This is a genomic window from Chengkuizengella sp. SCS-71B, from assembly GCF_040100845.1.
Taxonomy (GTDB): domain Bacteria; phylum Bacillota; class Bacilli; order Paenibacillales; family KCTC-33759; genus Chengkuizengella.
The window spans coordinates 2550432-2565310 of record NZ_JAZHSH010000001.1 but is presented as its reverse complement, the minus strand read 5'-3'; the positions used below and the strand labels follow the sequence as shown (position 1 = coordinate 2565310).

Annotated in this window: 15 protein-coding genes; 8 read left to right on the top strand and 7 right to left on the bottom strand. The window is 34.7% G+C overall.

The window, feature by feature from the left end; translation table 11 throughout:
- Nucleotides 1–105: 105 nt before the first annotated feature.
- From egtD to VQL36_RS12505, 3 genes are all read right to left on the bottom strand, one after another.
- Nucleotides 106–1074, bottom strand: coding sequence for an L-histidine N(alpha)-methyltransferase (gene egtD / locus VQL36_RS12515; protein WP_349249637.1), 969 nt, complete (start codon nucleotides 1072–1074; stop codon nucleotides 106–108).
- A gap of 1 nt (nucleotide 1075) precedes the next feature.
- Nucleotides 1076–2302 carry an ergothioneine biosynthesis protein EgtB gene (gene egtB / locus VQL36_RS12510; protein WP_349249636.1) on the bottom strand — a complete coding sequence of 409 codons (1227 nt, stop codon included), beginning with the start codon at nucleotides 2300–2302 and terminating at the stop codon, nucleotides 1076–1078.
- A gap of 163 nt (nucleotides 2303–2465) precedes the next feature.
- Nucleotides 2466–3110 carry a LysE family transporter gene (locus VQL36_RS12505; RefSeq protein WP_349249635.1) on the bottom strand — a complete coding sequence of 215 codons (645 nt, stop codon included), beginning with the start codon at nucleotides 3108–3110 and terminating at the stop codon, nucleotides 2466–2468.
- Between the two features lie 166 nt (nucleotides 3111–3276).
- Between VQL36_RS12505 and VQL36_RS12500 the strand changes: the two genes are divergently transcribed.
- The 3 genes from VQL36_RS12500 to VQL36_RS12490 all read left to right on the top strand — a co-directional run bounded on the left by VQL36_RS12500 (nucleotide 3277) and on the right by VQL36_RS12490 (nucleotide 6371).
- Nucleotides 3277–3564, top strand: a complete 288-nt coding sequence (locus VQL36_RS12500) for a stage VI sporulation protein F (protein ID WP_349249634.1) — start codon at nucleotides 3277–3279, stop codon at nucleotides 3562–3564.
- A gap of 201 nt (nucleotides 3565–3765) precedes the next feature.
- On the top strand, nucleotides 3766–4887 hold the full coding sequence (locus tag VQL36_RS12495) for a DUF2087 domain-containing protein (RefSeq protein WP_349249633.1): 1122 nt from the start codon (nucleotides 3766–3768) through the stop codon (nucleotides 4885–4887).
- A gap of 47 nt (nucleotides 4888–4934) precedes the next feature.
- Nucleotides 4935–6371 (top strand): MATE family efflux transporter, encoded by a 1437-nt coding sequence (locus VQL36_RS12490; RefSeq protein ID WP_349249632.1) that lies wholly within the window; start codon nucleotides 4935–4937, stop codon nucleotides 6369–6371.
- Between the two features lie 47 nt (nucleotides 6372–6418).
- On the opposite strand, the gene VQL36_RS12485 is transcribed toward VQL36_RS12490, so the two are convergent.
- Both VQL36_RS12485 and VQL36_RS12480 read right to left on the bottom strand, forming a co-directional pair.
- The gene (locus VQL36_RS12485) at nucleotides 6419–7594 is read right to left on the bottom strand and encodes an acetoin utilization protein AcuC (protein ID WP_349249631.1); all 1176 of its coding nucleotides are present in this window, start codon (nucleotides 7592–7594) and stop codon (nucleotides 6419–6421) included.
- Between the two features lie 153 nt (nucleotides 7595–7747).
- Nucleotides 7748–8380, bottom strand: coding sequence for a GNAT family N-acetyltransferase (locus tag VQL36_RS12480; RefSeq protein ID WP_349249630.1), 633 nt, complete (start codon nucleotides 8378–8380; stop codon nucleotides 7748–7750).
- Nucleotides 8381–8574: 194 nt separating this feature from the next.
- Here VQL36_RS12480 and VQL36_RS12475 point away from each other — a divergent pair, with 194 nt between their 5' ends.
- The 3 genes from VQL36_RS12475 (at nucleotide 8575) to VQL36_RS12465 (ending at nucleotide 10727) form a co-directional block, all read left to right on the top strand.
- Nucleotides 8575–9819: a DNA polymerase IV gene (locus tag VQL36_RS12475; protein WP_349249629.1), complete on the top strand. Its 1245-nt coding sequence runs from the start codon at nucleotides 8575–8577 to the stop codon at nucleotides 9817–9819.
- Complete coding sequence (locus VQL36_RS12470; protein WP_349249628.1) at nucleotides 9816–10148, top strand: YolD-like family protein; 333 nt, start codon at nucleotides 9816–9818, stop codon at nucleotides 10146–10148. The genes VQL36_RS12475 and VQL36_RS12470 overlap by 4 nt, the downstream gene beginning before the upstream one ends.
- A gap of 393 nt (nucleotides 10149–10541) precedes the next feature.
- Complete coding sequence (locus VQL36_RS12465; RefSeq protein WP_349249627.1) at nucleotides 10542–10727, top strand: hypothetical protein; 186 nt, start codon at nucleotides 10542–10544, stop codon at nucleotides 10725–10727.
- A gap of 192 nt (nucleotides 10728–10919) precedes the next feature.
- Here the strand turns inward: VQL36_RS12465 and VQL36_RS12460 are convergent, their stop codons facing one another.
- Nucleotides 10920–11534, bottom strand: coding sequence for a zinc dependent phospholipase C family protein (locus VQL36_RS12460; RefSeq protein ID WP_349249626.1), 615 nt, complete (start codon nucleotides 11532–11534; stop codon nucleotides 10920–10922).
- 225 nt (nucleotides 11535–11759) lie between these two features.
- Between VQL36_RS12460 and VQL36_RS12455 the strand changes: the two genes are divergently transcribed.
- The gene (locus VQL36_RS12455; RefSeq protein WP_349249625.1) at nucleotides 11760–12782 is read left to right on the top strand and encodes a copper amine oxidase N-terminal domain-containing protein; all 1023 of its coding nucleotides are present in this window, start codon (nucleotides 11760–11762) and stop codon (nucleotides 12780–12782) included.
- Nucleotides 12783–13111: 329 nt separating this feature from the next.
- On the opposite strand, the gene VQL36_RS12450 is transcribed toward VQL36_RS12455, so the two are convergent.
- The gene (locus VQL36_RS12450) at nucleotides 13112–13894 is read right to left on the bottom strand and encodes an S-layer homology domain-containing protein (RefSeq protein ID WP_349249624.1); all 783 of its coding nucleotides are present in this window, start codon (nucleotides 13892–13894) and stop codon (nucleotides 13112–13114) included.
- 423 nt (nucleotides 13895–14317) lie between these two features.
- Here VQL36_RS12450 and rsmD point away from each other — a divergent pair, with 423 nt between their 5' ends.
- Nucleotides 14318–14878 carry a 16S rRNA (guanine(966)-N(2))-methyltransferase RsmD gene (rsmD, locus tag VQL36_RS12445; RefSeq protein ID WP_349249623.1) on the top strand — a complete coding sequence of 187 codons (561 nt, stop codon included), beginning with the start codon at nucleotides 14318–14320 and terminating at the stop codon, nucleotides 14876–14878.
- Nucleotide 14879 lies beyond the last annotated feature (1 nt).

The window sequence follows — 14879 nt, the reverse complement described above, 5'->3', positions numbered from 1 at the left end:
GAAACCACCTATAGAGGTGGGCGTCTTAACGCTAAAAATCATAGTTAAAAGTAAAGCGACTCGTAGTTCCATACAATGTAAATTGAAGGAATTAAGTCGCTTTAATTATTTTGTGATGGGTTCAATATATGTTACGGCAAAGTAATTTTGTTTATCGGTCCAAAAATTACGCAAGCAAAGTCCTACTTTGACTAGCGCTTGTGAGAATTCTTTGAGGTCGAACTTATAGGAATTCTCTGTATGAATCGTTTCTTCTGAAAAAAAAGAAAAAGTTTCATCCCCAATCGATACTTCTTGATTCGTTTTGCTGATAAGGTGCATTTCGATTCTATTTTTGACATCATTGAAAAAAGCATGATGTGTGAATTGTTCCACTTGAAAATTAGCATGTAGCTCTCTATTAATCCGGTGCAGCAGGTTTTTGTTAAACGCAGCCGTAATGCCTTTTGAATCATTATAAGCTGCTTCTAATAAAAGGGGTGATTTTTTTAAATCAATGCCAATAAGTAAACCATCATGATGATTTAGATATTTGGTTAATTGATACAGAAACTTCTCCCTCTCATTTTCATTCAAGTTTCCAATCGTTGATCCAAGAAATAAAATGACTTTTTTTTCTTTTGACAGTTGATATAGGAAGGGCAAGGCTTGTGTATAGTCAGCACGAATTGCTTTTATATCCAATAAAGGAAATGAATCAAGTAATTTTTCAACGGTACTGTTCAAAGCTTCTTGTGAGATATCAATGGGAACATAACGATTTTTACTTTCCAAAGCTTCTAAAATTAGTTGAATTTTCTCTTCACTGCCGCACCCTAACTCAAATAATGGAGAATGATGACCAATCAAAGCACAAATATCAGAGTTGTAGGTTGTTAAGATCTCTTTTTCAGCACGGGTTAAATAATACTCGGGTAAGGTAGTGATTTGATTAAAAAGTTCGCTGCCTTTTTCATCGTAAAACCATTTGGGATGTAACTGTTTTTGGTCTTGTCTTAACCCCTTTAAGACTTCTTCTTTTAAAGAGGAAATAGGAGGGTTCAAATCTAGGATCATATGGTTTGATTGCATCATGTTATCGTTCCTCCTTGGCTAAACGAATACCACTAAACTGCCATCTTTTATCCGGGTGGAAGAAGTTGCGGTAAGTTGCTCGAATATGATTGCGAGGAGTAGCACAGGACCCACCACGTAAAACCATTTGATTGCTCATGAATTTCGCATTGTATTCTCCTAATGCACCTTCTGGTCTTGCACTTTGTGGATAAGGAGTATAAGGACTGGATGTCCATTCCCAAACTGTACCGAAAATGGTTTTGTCTGATTCGTAACTTTCATTAAAAAGAAGGTTTTCTAGAAACTTTCCCTCAACTGGTGCATTTCGAGATGCAAGTTCCCATTCTTGTTCGGTAGGAAGTCGGGTACCGGTCCATCTTGCATAAGCATCCGCTTCATAAAAGCTAATATGTGTAACAGGTTGTTTTTTTTCTATGGGTTTTAATCCAGAGAGTGTAAATTGAAACCAAGTTCCGTCTATGTATTCCCAATAAAGTGGTGCTTTCCACTTTTGTTTTGCAACAGTTTCCCAGCCATCAGAAAGCCAGTTTACGGCTGTCTCATAACCGTTATCTTCGATAAATTCAAGATATTCACCATTTGTTACGGGTCTGTTGGCGATGGAAAAAGGATATAGATAGTGTTTGTGAGCAGGTTGTTCATTATCGAAACAAAAATCTTGATTATTGGTTCCAATGGTTGTAGCTCCCCCCTCAAAATAGTCCCATTTTAGGGGTATAACTGACGTATAATCCGATGGATTATCAATACCTTCCTTATAAGCAGGTTTTAAAGGGTTAATTGAAAAATTATATTTAAGATCAGTAATTAAAAGTTCTTGATGTTGTTTTTCATGGTGTATGCCTAATAGAATTAAAGAATATAACTTTTCATCTAACTCATCACTTTGAGATAAAAGACCCATGATTTCTTCATCCACTACGCTTCGGTATTCTAGTACTTCTTTTATAGTTGGGCGAGAAATAATCCCTCTTTTTGATCTGGGGAACGGTTTATTCAATGTTTCATAGTAGGAATTAAACAACTTCCTAGCATCTTCTAAGTAATAATAATATCCAGGTTTATAATCCATTAAAATAAAGTCTTCAAAAAACCAGGTTGTATGAGCTAAATGCCATTTGGGAGGACTCACATCTATCATTGCCTGCACCCCAAAATCCTCAGTTTCTAAAGGTTCAACGATTTGTAGTGTTAAGTTTCTTGTATACTGGTACTTATCTAACAATAAACCATTTCTTACTGTTTGACTGTGAATAACGATCCCTCCTTTGCAAGTTGACTAAGCTAATAAAAGAATATATGACTTCAGCAGATATATTATGAACGAATATAAAATCTTAAAAATCTTACTAAAATAAATACGAAGGTTGATCTTGTTGCTAACATTGTTACATCATATCTAATATTCTCATAATGGCTTGGTAACTTAAATGAAGGCCAAATCCAAATATAATAAGACTTGCAGCAAAAGAAATCCATTTAAGATGGCTTGGGTTAAGAGATTTTCTTCCAAAGTGAACCGTCAGAGCTAAGTTAAAGTTCCACAATCCAACCCCTATAAAAACAGCACTGCTGATAAAGAATGCTTTGATTTTGTTGCTGTCGTTAAACGTATCACTTAATACTGAACCATAGATACCGAGCCAAAAAAGAACATTCAGGGGGTTGAAAGCAGCGATAAATGCTCCTGTCAAAAATGAATCCATCAATCCAGTGTTAATAGAGTGGTTCCATTCATTAACCAAAATGGATTCTTTTTGCTTTCTTAAACTTTGCAGACCTGTATGCATCAACACTATAGCACCGAAAATAATGAAAGTAAGCTGAACTCCCTCTAGGGTTAATGGCTGAGCAAGTCCCTGGTACATGAGGAACATTAAGATACAATCAGCAGTCATACCGCCTGCGCCTACAAAGAGAGACGGCCAGAATCCTTGAGATAACCCTCTTCTAAGAATTTCAATATTAATCGGTCCAATGGGTGCAGCGATGGATAACCCGAGTACAATATGTTTAATTAAAAGTAAGGACATCTTTTTATGCTCCTTTATAGCTTGTCTTTATAGTAACTAGTTATATTAGGAAATTGTAAGATTATGCAAAAATAATTAATGTTTAAACTTTTTGATATTTTCTTTTTATTTATAGGTACATATTTAACATCTTCATCATAAACATTGCATTATGGAGGTGTGATTTATGGGCTATCAAGAATATGGAATACCCCAAGCACTTGTAGATCGTGTGAAGAAAAAATTGCAAAACGATGTATACTTAGAACGAGTAAAAAAGGTATTAGAGGGTGTTACAAAAAAAGATCTGCAAAGTCGTACAAAAGTGAAAGCTCTTTTACAAAAAGCATCCAAGATTTTAGGCATCAACGTTGACACAGCAACAAGTAATAAAATCATCAAATTTGTAATTGATCAGAAAATTGATCCAAACAATACATTTCATATGATAAAGTTGTGGGGAATGTTTAGGTAAAAACTAATGAAATAGCAATTCATATATAGTCCCTCTCATGGTTTTTTGATGAGATGGGATTTTTTTATTACGTTTTTTTAGGTGGTAAAATAAAAGTAAAGTTGACTTTTTATAAACAAATAAATATAATGTTTATAAATAAATAAACAAATACAATAAATATCTATAATATTAAAAGAAGAAAGTGAAAGGTGTTATAAAATGAAAAACTCAGACTTATTTTGGAATGCGTCACTAGATGAAATGAAATGCGGATTTAAAGAAGATGAGGAATATTATACATGTTTGCTTTGCGGCGAAAAAATTGAGAAGGGAATTATTTATCCTGACGATGGTTTTTTGTATGAGGCTAGCAAGTATATACGAATTCATATAAATCGAGTTCATCAGTCCGTATTTCATTATCTAATTGCTATGGATAAAAAAATTACGGGTTTAACCGATCATCAAAACACATTACTCCGACTCTTTTTTGAAGGGAAAAAGGATAAAGAAGTTCAGAAGGAAACTGGGGTAGGAAGCGCTTCTACGATTAGAAACCATCGTTTTGCTTTAAAAGAGAAGGAACGTCAATCTAAAGTTTTTTTAGTGATGATGGAGCTTTTAAAGGAAAATGACAAAAAAGAAACTAATTTTGTTATCCCTCATCAAACAGCAACTATGGTGGACGATCGTTATGTTGTTACTGAAAAAGAAAGTTCAGATATTTTGAAAAAATTTTTTCCTGAAGGTACTGACGGTCCCTTAAAAACATTTTCAATGAAGCAAAAACATAAGTTGGTTGTTCTAAGAGAAATTACTAAAAAAATTGAAAGTAAACGAATCTACACTGAGAAGGAACTGAATCAAATTTTAGCTGCAGTGTATGATGACTATGTGATTTTAAGAAGGTATTTAATTGAGTATGGATTTTTAGATAGAAAATCAGACGGTAGTGAGTATTGGCTGAAGGAGGGAGAAGAGATGTTGAATAGAAAAGAAGCGGTACAAACCTATATGGATACAAAAATGGAAGCGGGTGTGTATCAGATTAAAAATAATCAAAATCAAAAGGTTTTTATTGGTAGCAGTATGAACATGAAATCTTTGAACGGGAAACAATTCCAACTGGATATGGGTAGTCATCCTATTAAAAAATTGCAAAATGATTACAAAAAGTATGGAAAAGATGCGTTTTCTTTTGAGGTATTAGAACGCTTAGAACATAAAGAGGATGAGCATTTAGATAAATGGGATGCCTTGAAAAAACTTGAGGAAAAATGGCTAAATGAATTACAGCCATATGGGGATAAGGGGTATAACACGAAAAGATCGAGAAAATAACATACCCAAATAGCATCAAATCAAACGTGAAAGGAGGTGAAAAAATAATGAGCACAGGACAAGAATCAATTTTAGAAAAAGAAATGAAGGAACAAAAATATGAAAAGGATGATGATAAATTAACAAAAAGTATATTAGAAGGACCGATTGTCCCCATAAGTTTAAAACTTGCGATTCCTATATTAATCGCAAATGTTTTGACTCTTGCTTACAATATTGTAGATACATTGTTCGTTTCAGCAATTGATAAACATTCAACTGCTTTAATAAGTGGTTTGGGACTAATCTTCCCTATATTTGTTTTTATTACGGCTATATCCAGTGGTCTTTTTATTGGAATAAGTGCATTGGTTGCTAGGGGAATTGGTGAGAAAAACAATAAGTTGCTTGATAAAACTGCAGATTCTGGATTGATGTTGGGTTTATTGATTTCCTTACTGACCGTTTTGTCTGGATATTTGTTTAGTGATAACATTGTTCAAAAATTAGCTGGTACCGAATTAAGTATTGAAGCAATGGATTATGGACTTACCTACTTATACTTCCTGTTGCCTGGTTTAGGTTTTATACTAGTGACACAAGTATTATCTGGAATTTTACAAGGTGAAGGATTAGCTAAATATGTCGCCTTTTCAATGCTTATTTCAACAATATTGAATATTATTTTGGACCCGATTCTTATATTTGGTTTTGATATGGGGCTTGCAGGTGCTTCCCTAGCCACAACAATCTCAATCATAGTTAGCTGTTTATATGTTATGTCCGTATTTAAAAGGAAGTCAAACATAAAATTGAAATGGGGGATAGTTCATGTTGACAGGAAAGTTATTGGTGAGATCCTTAAAATTGCTATACCAGTTTTATTAGTGACGGCAACTTCGGGTGTAGGCTTAGTATTCTTGAATCATATTGTAAGTTCGATTAGTGAGAGTGCAATGAATTCTTGGTCATTAGTAGGAAGGAGCGATGAGATTTTTAGAATGGCTGGATTTGCTTTTGCTACCTCTACGATCACATTAGCTGGGCAGAATTTTGGCAGAAATAATATGGAGCGAGTTAAACAGATTTATAAAACAAATGTGGGATTAGGTCTGATTTGTTGCTTGTTTTTGGCACTGATATATAACTTAGTCGCTTATCCTTTATTTTCTTTGTTTTCATCTGTACCAGAAGTGGTGGATAACAGTGTAACCCAAGTTAGAATGCTTTCTTTAACTTTTCTTGGCGCAATGGTATCGCTTATTTCCATATCTATTTTCCAGTCAACAGGTAAACCTTTGTTAGGAGCTTTATTAAACTTTGTCATTGTCATACTTCTGACTGTTCCATTGGCTTATGTAATGGTTTATCAATATGATTTGGGGTTATATGGAGTTTTTATATCTATTGCTATCGTTAACGGATTATTTTTATTCATCTCGTATTTGCTAACACAACTTTATTTGAAAAAATTAAAATTTAAAAATATAACTAATTTGGATTGACCTAAGAAATCCCGCTCTATGTTTTGTTACATGTCGGGATTTCTTCTTCAACAATATGTTAATGCCATTTCTTTTGTTTTTTCATTCTGTTTTGTAATTTCCACACGTCTAGGCATTGGGTCCCATTCGTCTCTTTTATCTAACCAAGTATTTGGAAGTGTTTTTGGACTTTGTTTTTTCCACTGTTGTATCCACTCTTCAGGCAGTGTGAGGTTTGGTTTTTCTATAAGAGAATGAATTATTGGGTGATCTGACATCACCATCCACAGCAGACTCCATGCCCTTGGTACAACACGATAAATATCGTATCCTCCTCCACCAAGTGCAATCCATTTTCCATTGCAGTATTCATGAGCAATGTTATGAATGATTTGAGGCATTTTGAGATAAATATCCATGCTGCAATGTATGTGTGAAAGAGGATCATATACGTGGGCATCACAACCATGTAAGCTGACAATGACATCAGGTTTGAAGTTTTTCACAATTCTTTCCAATGTTTCACTGAAACATTTCAGCCACGATTCATCCTCTGTATACGGTTGCATAGGAAGGTTTAAATTATATCCAAAACCACTATCTTCACCTCGTTCGGTTACATACCCTGTACCTGGGAATAAGTATTTCCCTGTTTCATGAATTGAGAAAGTATAAACTTCTGGATCCGCATAAAAAGACCATTGAACTCCATCTCCATGATGAACATCTGTATCAACAAACAATACCTTTGCGCCATAATTTTTACGGATGTATTGAATGGCAATTGCGGCATCATTGTATACACAAAAACCAGCAGATCGGTCTGGCATTGCGTGATGTAATCCTCCTCCTAAGTGAAGAGCGTGTGAATATTGTCCTGACATGACTTGTTTACTTGCTTCTATTGACCCTCCAGCTACAATAGAGGTAATTTCATGCATGTTTTCAAAATGAGGTGTGTCACCTTTATCAAGTCCAAACTTTTCAGCTTGAGACAATGCTTTTTTTGATGGGGAAGGTGAGCTTAATTCTTTGACGGTTTGTATAAATTCAGTTTGATGTACAGCATGAATAGATTCATCTGAAGCTGGACTTGGCGTGATTATATTATCTTCATTTAAAGCGCCGGATTTCTTTAGTAGATCCATCGTTAAAGTTAGACGCTTTTGATTAAAGGGGTGATGTTCATTAAATTTATAGTTTAACGTTTGAGGATGATAAATAAAGGCTGAACTTATACTCACTTTACTTGCTCCTTTTTAGCTTCTTTTGATTTTTCTTCTACGAAATTTCTAACCTTACAAAGCTTTGTCTCACTTTTGTGGTTTTAGGTTTATGGGGTCCCCGAAAAGTATTCGGATTAAGCTACAATGCATTACTTCACTTTTTGGGGTTGGCTAGTACATGAAACGGCGTTGGAAACGGACTTGATCAAATTTCTCCTCTGAACTTATCGGCACGTTTTTTCCGATGCGCACCATTAAACAGTTTGCGGGATGTGAACAAATTTCAGGATCGTCTGTTGCGTACCATGTCATCCCAGCGGATTCCATCAATCTCTCCATCATTTTTCGATATTTCCAAACACTTAAACCGCTGCCTTTTAAATCCCAGTGCCAGTAATACTCGGTCGTAAATACAATATAGTTTTCCATTTGATTTTCAAAAAAAGCATGTTGAATCATCTTTTTTCCTAAACCGAAAGATCGATAGGGGAAAGCGACTTCTATAGCACCTAGTTCTATTAAATCCTCCATATTTCCTTTTGACCACCTTTCCAATTCATCAGCATAGTGGAAGGTTACGTAACCTACGATGGTATTTTCGTCCCGAGCAATGATGATTCTACCTTCTGGTAAGGAGGTAATTTCAATTAGTGCTTTTTGTTGTTCTTCCGGTTCACGAAAGGCAACTAAACGTTCATGCATGGTTAACGCTTTTAATTCGGCTGAAGAAATTGGACCTTCTATGTAAATTGTTTTATCTTTAAATTTTAATTTTTGTTGATGAGGGATTTTTATATGTTCCATACTGATTCCCCTTTCAAAAAATGATCCTTACTATCATTTTACAGTTATTTTATACAAATAGGAATTAAATTTAACAAGAGAATGTAAACAATTATATACAATCGTTTATTGTAAAAAATAACCGCTTGAATTAGGAATATATGTTCGTTATATTGAATACGATAACCATAAGAACATATATTCTGTTTAGGGTGATGGAAATGAATAAAAAAGAGCGTATAATTATGCTGGTTGACTGTCAATCGTTTTATGCTTCGGTTGAAAAGGCAGCACATCCACAATATAAAAATAAACCTGTTGTAGTCGCCGGAGATCCTGAACGGCGATCAGGTATTGTCCTAGCAGCTTGTCCATTAGCTAAGAAAAATGGGGTAGTGACAGCAGAACGGTTGGGAGAAGCATTGGGAAAGTGTCCCGATTTAATTATTTTAAAGCCTCAAATGCAATTATATATCGACGTTTCTTTGCAAATTACTCAACTTTTGCAGACCTTCACTGATTTAGTGGAACCCTATTCTATTGATGAACAGTTTCTAGATATTACAAATACGCAGCATCTATTTGGAAAACCAGAGCAAATTGCCGAACAAATTCAGGAGAAAATTATGGATGCTACTGGCGTATATACAAGAATAGGGGTCAGCTACTGTAAAGTAGTTGCAAAAATGGCGTGTGACAACTTTGCTAAGAAAAATAAAAAAGGAATTTTTTGTCTTCCTAAAAAAGATTTGCATGCTGTACTTTGGCCCTTGCCCATACACAAACTGTTTTTAGTAGGCTCCCGAATGAATACACATTTATTACGTTTGGGGGTTCATACGATAGGAGATTTAGCCAATACACCCCTTTATAAACTTCGCGAAAAATGGGGAGTGAACGGAGAGTTGCTTTGGAAAATTTCCAAGGGAATGGATGATTCACCAGTAACGCGTCAAACGCACGAAAAGCAAAAAGGGATTGGGCACCAAATGACATTACCCAGAGATTATTGGAGCAAAACAGAACTTGAGGTTATACTATTAGAATTAACAGAATTGGTTTGTCGCAGGTGTCGTACGAAAGGTTATATGGGTTTTGTTATTTCTGTAGGATGCAGAGGAGCTGATTTTGATCGTCCGACTGGGTTTCATAGACAGAAAAAGATAGCAGCTCCAACGAATGTAACCAATGAAGTATATGAAACTGTCCGCCTGTTATTTTATACACATTGGGATGGTTCACCTATACGCAGTCTCGGGGTTTCTTTAACACAGTTGGTGAGTGATCAGGAATATCAATTGAGTTGGTTTGATCCATTTGAAAAAGATCGTTCGTTGGAAAAGGCGACAGATGGGTTAAAGAATAAGTATGGAGATGCGATTATTATGCGCGCAGCTTCTGTGACTGGATCGGGGCAAGCCAAAGACAGAGCAGCTAAGATTGGAGGACATTATAAGTGAGTAAAAAATTAGAGGGAAATGGCTTGTGGGAATCTAGCCGTATGATGCTTCCAGAGCATAAAGAGCGTATTAATTTATACAACGAACAGCAAAAGAAGAAAAAGAAACCACAGCTTGTTGAGGAAGAAGTTGGATTGATATCACAACGTTTGTCCGATTCAATGTTAGATGGTGCAGAGGTTACAATCGAGCTATTTAATGAAAGAGGGAAAAATCAATTTGTAACAGGAATAGTCAGCAAGATGGATTCGACATTAAGGCGCATTAAACTATTTTATAATGATGATTATGAATGGATTCAGTTTGATACCATCGTGGATGTAAAATGAACTTTTCCCATTTAGCTGCTGACACTTAGTTAGTAGCTTTAGCTCTCTTTTTTATAGGACTTATTTTAAGCTGGATCATTTGACAGCCATCTGCCAGAACGTAAAAAAGATCGCAAACCACCTTGCCAAGAAGGCAAAGTCGGATGCGATCTTTTTTTATTTATAGAAACTGAAAAACAATAATATTGAAACTATAACATCTGCAAATTCGTCAATGGAGAGGGGAAAGGGTTTTAGGAGCAAATCCATCTCAGTTGTTCGTATATTATCTGATGAACTTTACTGTTTTTGAAATCGTTTCAGCAGAAATGAAGTGTATTCAAAGAAACTGGTTTAGGTTTCATTTCCTTGGGAGATCTTCCCCCAAGGCTAAATCGAAAGGATGCGAATCTAATGGAAAAGGTAAATGAAATTAAGTTGGAAATGGAAAAGGAACTTCAGAAGTTAGAAGAGTTACGAAAAGAATTGAATAGGTTACAAGATAACTATAAAGAGTATTATATGGATTGTCTGCTAATGTCTACTGAAGTGGACGAGTTGTTAAATAGGGTATTGGTAATTCAAAGTGAACTCGTTTAAGCAAAGCTTAAACATCGAGAAATCAGATGGAGACTCTACTCCACCTGATTTGAAGATACCATCTATAGAGATGGGCGTCTGTACGCAAAAATATTTTGGATAAAAAAATGAGCATAAGAAACTAGTAAGTTAGGTTTAATGATAAAATTAAAAAGATAAATGAGTATATATTAGTCTGTTATTGAGGAATATCTAGCGCTTTTCTCTAATAGAGAAGCGCTCTAATTCTTCAATCAATTCACTAAGCTCTTTTGTTACTTGTTTAATAAAGCTTTCTACTCTATCGATAGTTATGTATTCATTTTCAATTTTCGGTTCATTATTTGAATCATCCAACCATGCGAATATTTTGCATCTCCATTCATCAAGTTCGTTTAGTGTATACATTTGATCTAATTCATAAATTGGAGATACTTTGATAGCTTCAACTAATTCTTCTCTCCAATCAACATTTTGATATAGATGGAAATCCATTTGGTTTTCTTCCTGCCAAATTTGTTCTTTAAGTGAACGATCATGATAGGATATTTGATGTTTAAGGTCTGCCCATTTTAAGTCAACAAATACATGAGCGATATAACCTAAAAGAAAATTAAAATAGTTTCTGTCTTTTATGTTCGTAATGTAGTTTGATTTCATGAAGTTTAAATAATCGTCTGTTTCCAAACTCCTGCCTAAATGAGATTTAATTTTCCCCTCAGTATCTTTTTTTCTAACCAAAACTGCGTCTGGAGCAACACTACCAAGAAGAAAGGAAGGCTCAGGACGACCATTATAATATTTGTAAGCTATTGTAAAGTGTATCATTGGCCAAGGTATATCAATCACCTACTTCATAATATTATTTAGTTTAATTCGTAGTGAGTGAACTCGTTTAACCAAAGCTTAAACATCGAGAAATCAGATGGAGACTCTACTCCACCTGATTTGAAGATACCATCTTTTTCAATATAAGTGCAACCTTTTTAGCACTTGGATCGTTTTGAAAGTAAGCTTATTTTTTTAAAGCTATAAAAACTAAAGGAGAATATCATGAAATTTACTAAATTGTTGAGTTTGGCTGTAATAGGCAGTACTTTGATAACAGGAGCAAGTGGGAATTATACATATGCTAACAATGAGAATTTGAAGCTAATTCACACGACGAATAACAAAGAATTAATAAAGGCAAATTTACAGGAAAAAAGACATTATTCTCTTGAAGTGAATGGTACCATGTTAACGGGTGATAAAGTTCCGTACCTTAATGATCAAAATTCAATTATGGTTCCATTGAGAAAAGTAGCGATTGCATTAGGGTATCACGTTAAATGGGATGGAGTTAATAAAAAAGTTGTATTAACTAAGGGTAGCAACCATATAGAGTTAAATGTTGATCAAGAAAATAACAATTCAAACATATCTGAAGGAACAGTTTATGTGCACACAGACTACGTAATTGAAAAACTTCATGCTATTTTAAATATATCCGATGCAGGAGCCATTCAGATTAGAGATGCTCTGGAGGTAGAAGAACAGGATTTAGTCAAAAAAGAGGGAATTATTACTGATATTACTGTTAATGAAAAGACAACATTAGTGGAAATTAACGGTTTTACAAATGGTGTAATCTTAAACATTTCAGAACAGACAGAAATCAATTCAGAAAACAATCAAGAGTTAACAGTAAATGACTTTTCTGTTGGAATGAAAATTGCCGTAGAACATGATTTAGTCATGACAATGAGCATCCCACCAATGACAAATGCACAGAAGATAACTGTAAAAGGGGAAGTGCCTGCAGAGCAGTATGGTGGTACATATGGGACAGTAGTTGATATGATGTCAGATGGGTTTAATCAAATCATTGTTAAGGGTGAAAAAATGGGATTTAATGGTTATGATGAAATTAAATTAAACATTTTAGATCAAACTAAATTTATAAATGCAAAGGATCAAACCGAGTTATCTAAAGATGAAATAAAAAAAGGAGCGAAAATCTATGCTTTTTATGGACCTAGAGTGACAAAAAGTTTGCCTCCAATAGGTACTGCTGAGATAATATTAGTGGAATAATAGATAATACAGTAAGGAGCTAAGTCCAGCATAGATTTAGCTCCTTAGTTTTGCAGTTGAATTTCGGTCACTTTAGCCTGAAGCACTGGTAGATATAGTGTTTCAGGTTATTTTTATTTTGATTTTTATGCTAGAGAACATTACAACCTTAGATGCTGGTACAAATCCAACAAATGTAGCGTCTGTAAAAGATAGGAACGGTTTTCGCAACGATATCTCATATTGGCTGAGTGTCTCTCTCCTATCTATAGACTTTGCATGCAAAAACGCCATCCTTTCATTAAAGAAGGGATGACGTTATTATCTACTGGCAACTTTAAGCACTAGTTTTATTCTGTAAGTCTTGTTTTATCTTCCTTGTCAAAAAATGGTCCTTCACTTTTTATATCTATCGGTTCATCTGATTCTGTAAGTTCCACTTCGTCTAAACATGTTACAGATTCATGTCCATCAAACTCTGTTATTGCGTATACAGAACTTTCAGGGCATTGGTCATCAATATCTCCTGAATAATCCTTAATTACCTCAAATTCATCAACAAATGTTTTTTTCTCTTCTAACTGTTTTAACTGTTCTTCGTATACTTCATCAAATATAAATTTATCTGGATCTAGATATGTTATTGCTCTGTTTATCATCCATGCTGCATCAGCAAGTGAAATTTTATCAGATGGATTAAATTTACCATCACTATCCGTTCCAACTATACCCATATTTGATAATGCTCCTATACTATTTCTGTACTTTGGATTGATTTGCTCATCGTCTGTAAATATAAAACCCATTTCAGAAACGACAAATTCTACTTTTGTTGCAAGCATAGCTTGATATAAGAAGTGAGCAAATTGTTCTTTTGTTATCCATTGATCTGGATTAAGCTCTTTTTCAATTTCTACCTCTTCAGGATTTAATTCAAGTCCTTTTACGATGAAAGAAATGCCTTCGGCAAAGGTTAGTGATTTTTGAGAATTAAAAATATCCCCATCTATTCCATTTTCATTTTCCTCAGGAACTGGTGCTGCATTTTCTGTTGATGCGAAAATTGGTACAGTAATAACAAAAACAAACATTAAAATCATAGATACTCTAGTTAATCTTATTTTTTTGCTCAATTTTATTCCCCTTCTTTCGTTTGGTATATTTACTAGACGGACTATAAGTATAGAAAGTTGCAAGTAAAACCCTAAGCAGGTTGCAAAAATAGGGAGACCAATCCGTCCGCAAAGCAAGAAAATATCGTGATTGTTATCATAAGAACAGAAAAAACGCAGGTTTTATCCTGCGTTTATTTCTTTTGGTACCTGCTCACACAGGTACCTCATGGGAGAGGAGAAACCGGATGAAGAGCTTATGGGGAAACGTAAGTCTTCTCCGCGGTTATCTACGACATATTTGATGCCGTTAACATTAATTTTTGCCCTTTTTTGAGAAAATATACATAGGAATAATCAACTATTTGTTCATGTATTTGAAAGATATGCAGAATATGATACGATAGCAAAGTACATATTGAATGAAAATATAAGCAGGTGAATGTGTTGAGAGTGATATCGGGAGTCTCTAAAGGTAGGAAGTTAAAGGCGGTTCCAGGGAGTCATACTAGGCCGACTACCGATAAAGTAAAAGAAGCAATATTTAGTAGGATTGGTCCTTATTTTTCAGGGGGGACTGTATTGGATTTATTTGCAGGAACAGGAGCCTTGGGTATAGAAGCGATAAGTAGGGGGATGGATCGAGGGATTTTTATAGATATTAACCCAAAAAGCATTGAAGTAATAAAGGGAAACATTAGTGTTGTAGGTCAAACTGAGCAAGCAGAAGTGTATCGAAATGATGCAAAAAAAGCTCTGAAGGCTTGTGCGAAACGCAAATTGAAATTTGATTTAGTCTTTTTAGACCCCCCCTATAAATTAGAAATGACGGAGGATATTTTGCAACAAATGGATTTGCTCACCCTTTTTCAAAAGGGTGCTATCGTTGTTGTGGAACATGATGCAGTATATAAATATAATGAACAAATTGGTAAACTACAAAGCAATCGTCGTTTAGTTTACGGTGATACTGCTGTTACTGTGTATGAATATGATAGTGAATAAA

What these genes read in the sequence shown, in the direction of transcription:
- VQL36_RS12495 (WP_349249633.1), top strand. Translation starts at nt 3,766, where the DNA reads ATGAAAAACTCAGACTTATTTTGGAATGCGTCACTAGATGAAATGAAA.
- VQL36_RS12465 (WP_349249627.1), top strand. Translation starts at nt 10,542, where the DNA reads ATGGAAAAGGTAAATGAAATTAAGTTGGAAATGGAAAAGGAACTTCAG.
- VQL36_RS12505 (WP_349249635.1), bottom strand. Translation starts at nt 3,110, where the DNA reads ATGTCCTTACTTTTAATTAAACATATTGTACTCGGGTTATCCATCGCT.
- VQL36_RS12500 (WP_349249634.1), top strand. Translation starts at nt 3,277, where the DNA reads ATGGGCTATCAAGAATATGGAATACCCCAAGCACTTGTAGATCGTGTG.
- VQL36_RS12460 (WP_349249626.1), bottom strand. Translation starts at nt 11,534, where the DNA reads ATGATACACTTTACAATAGCTTACAAATATTATAATGGTCGTCCTGAG.
- VQL36_RS12475 (WP_349249629.1), top strand. Translation starts at nt 8,575, where the DNA reads ATGGAAATGAATAAAAAAGAGCGTATAATTATGCTGGTTGACTGTCAA.
- VQL36_RS12490 (WP_349249632.1), top strand. Translation starts at nt 4,935, where the DNA reads ATGAGCACAGGACAAGAATCAATTTTAGAAAAAGAAATGAAGGAACAA.
- VQL36_RS12480 (WP_349249630.1), bottom strand. Translation starts at nt 8,380, where the DNA reads ATGGAACATATAAAAATCCCTCATCAACAAAAATTAAAATTTAAAGAT.
- VQL36_RS12455 (WP_349249625.1), top strand. Translation starts at nt 11,760, where the DNA reads ATGAAATTTACTAAATTGTTGAGTTTGGCTGTAATAGGCAGTACTTTG.
- egtD (WP_349249637.1), bottom strand. Translation starts at nt 1,074, where the DNA reads ATGATGCAATCAAACCATATGATCCTAGATTTGAACCCTCCTATTTCC.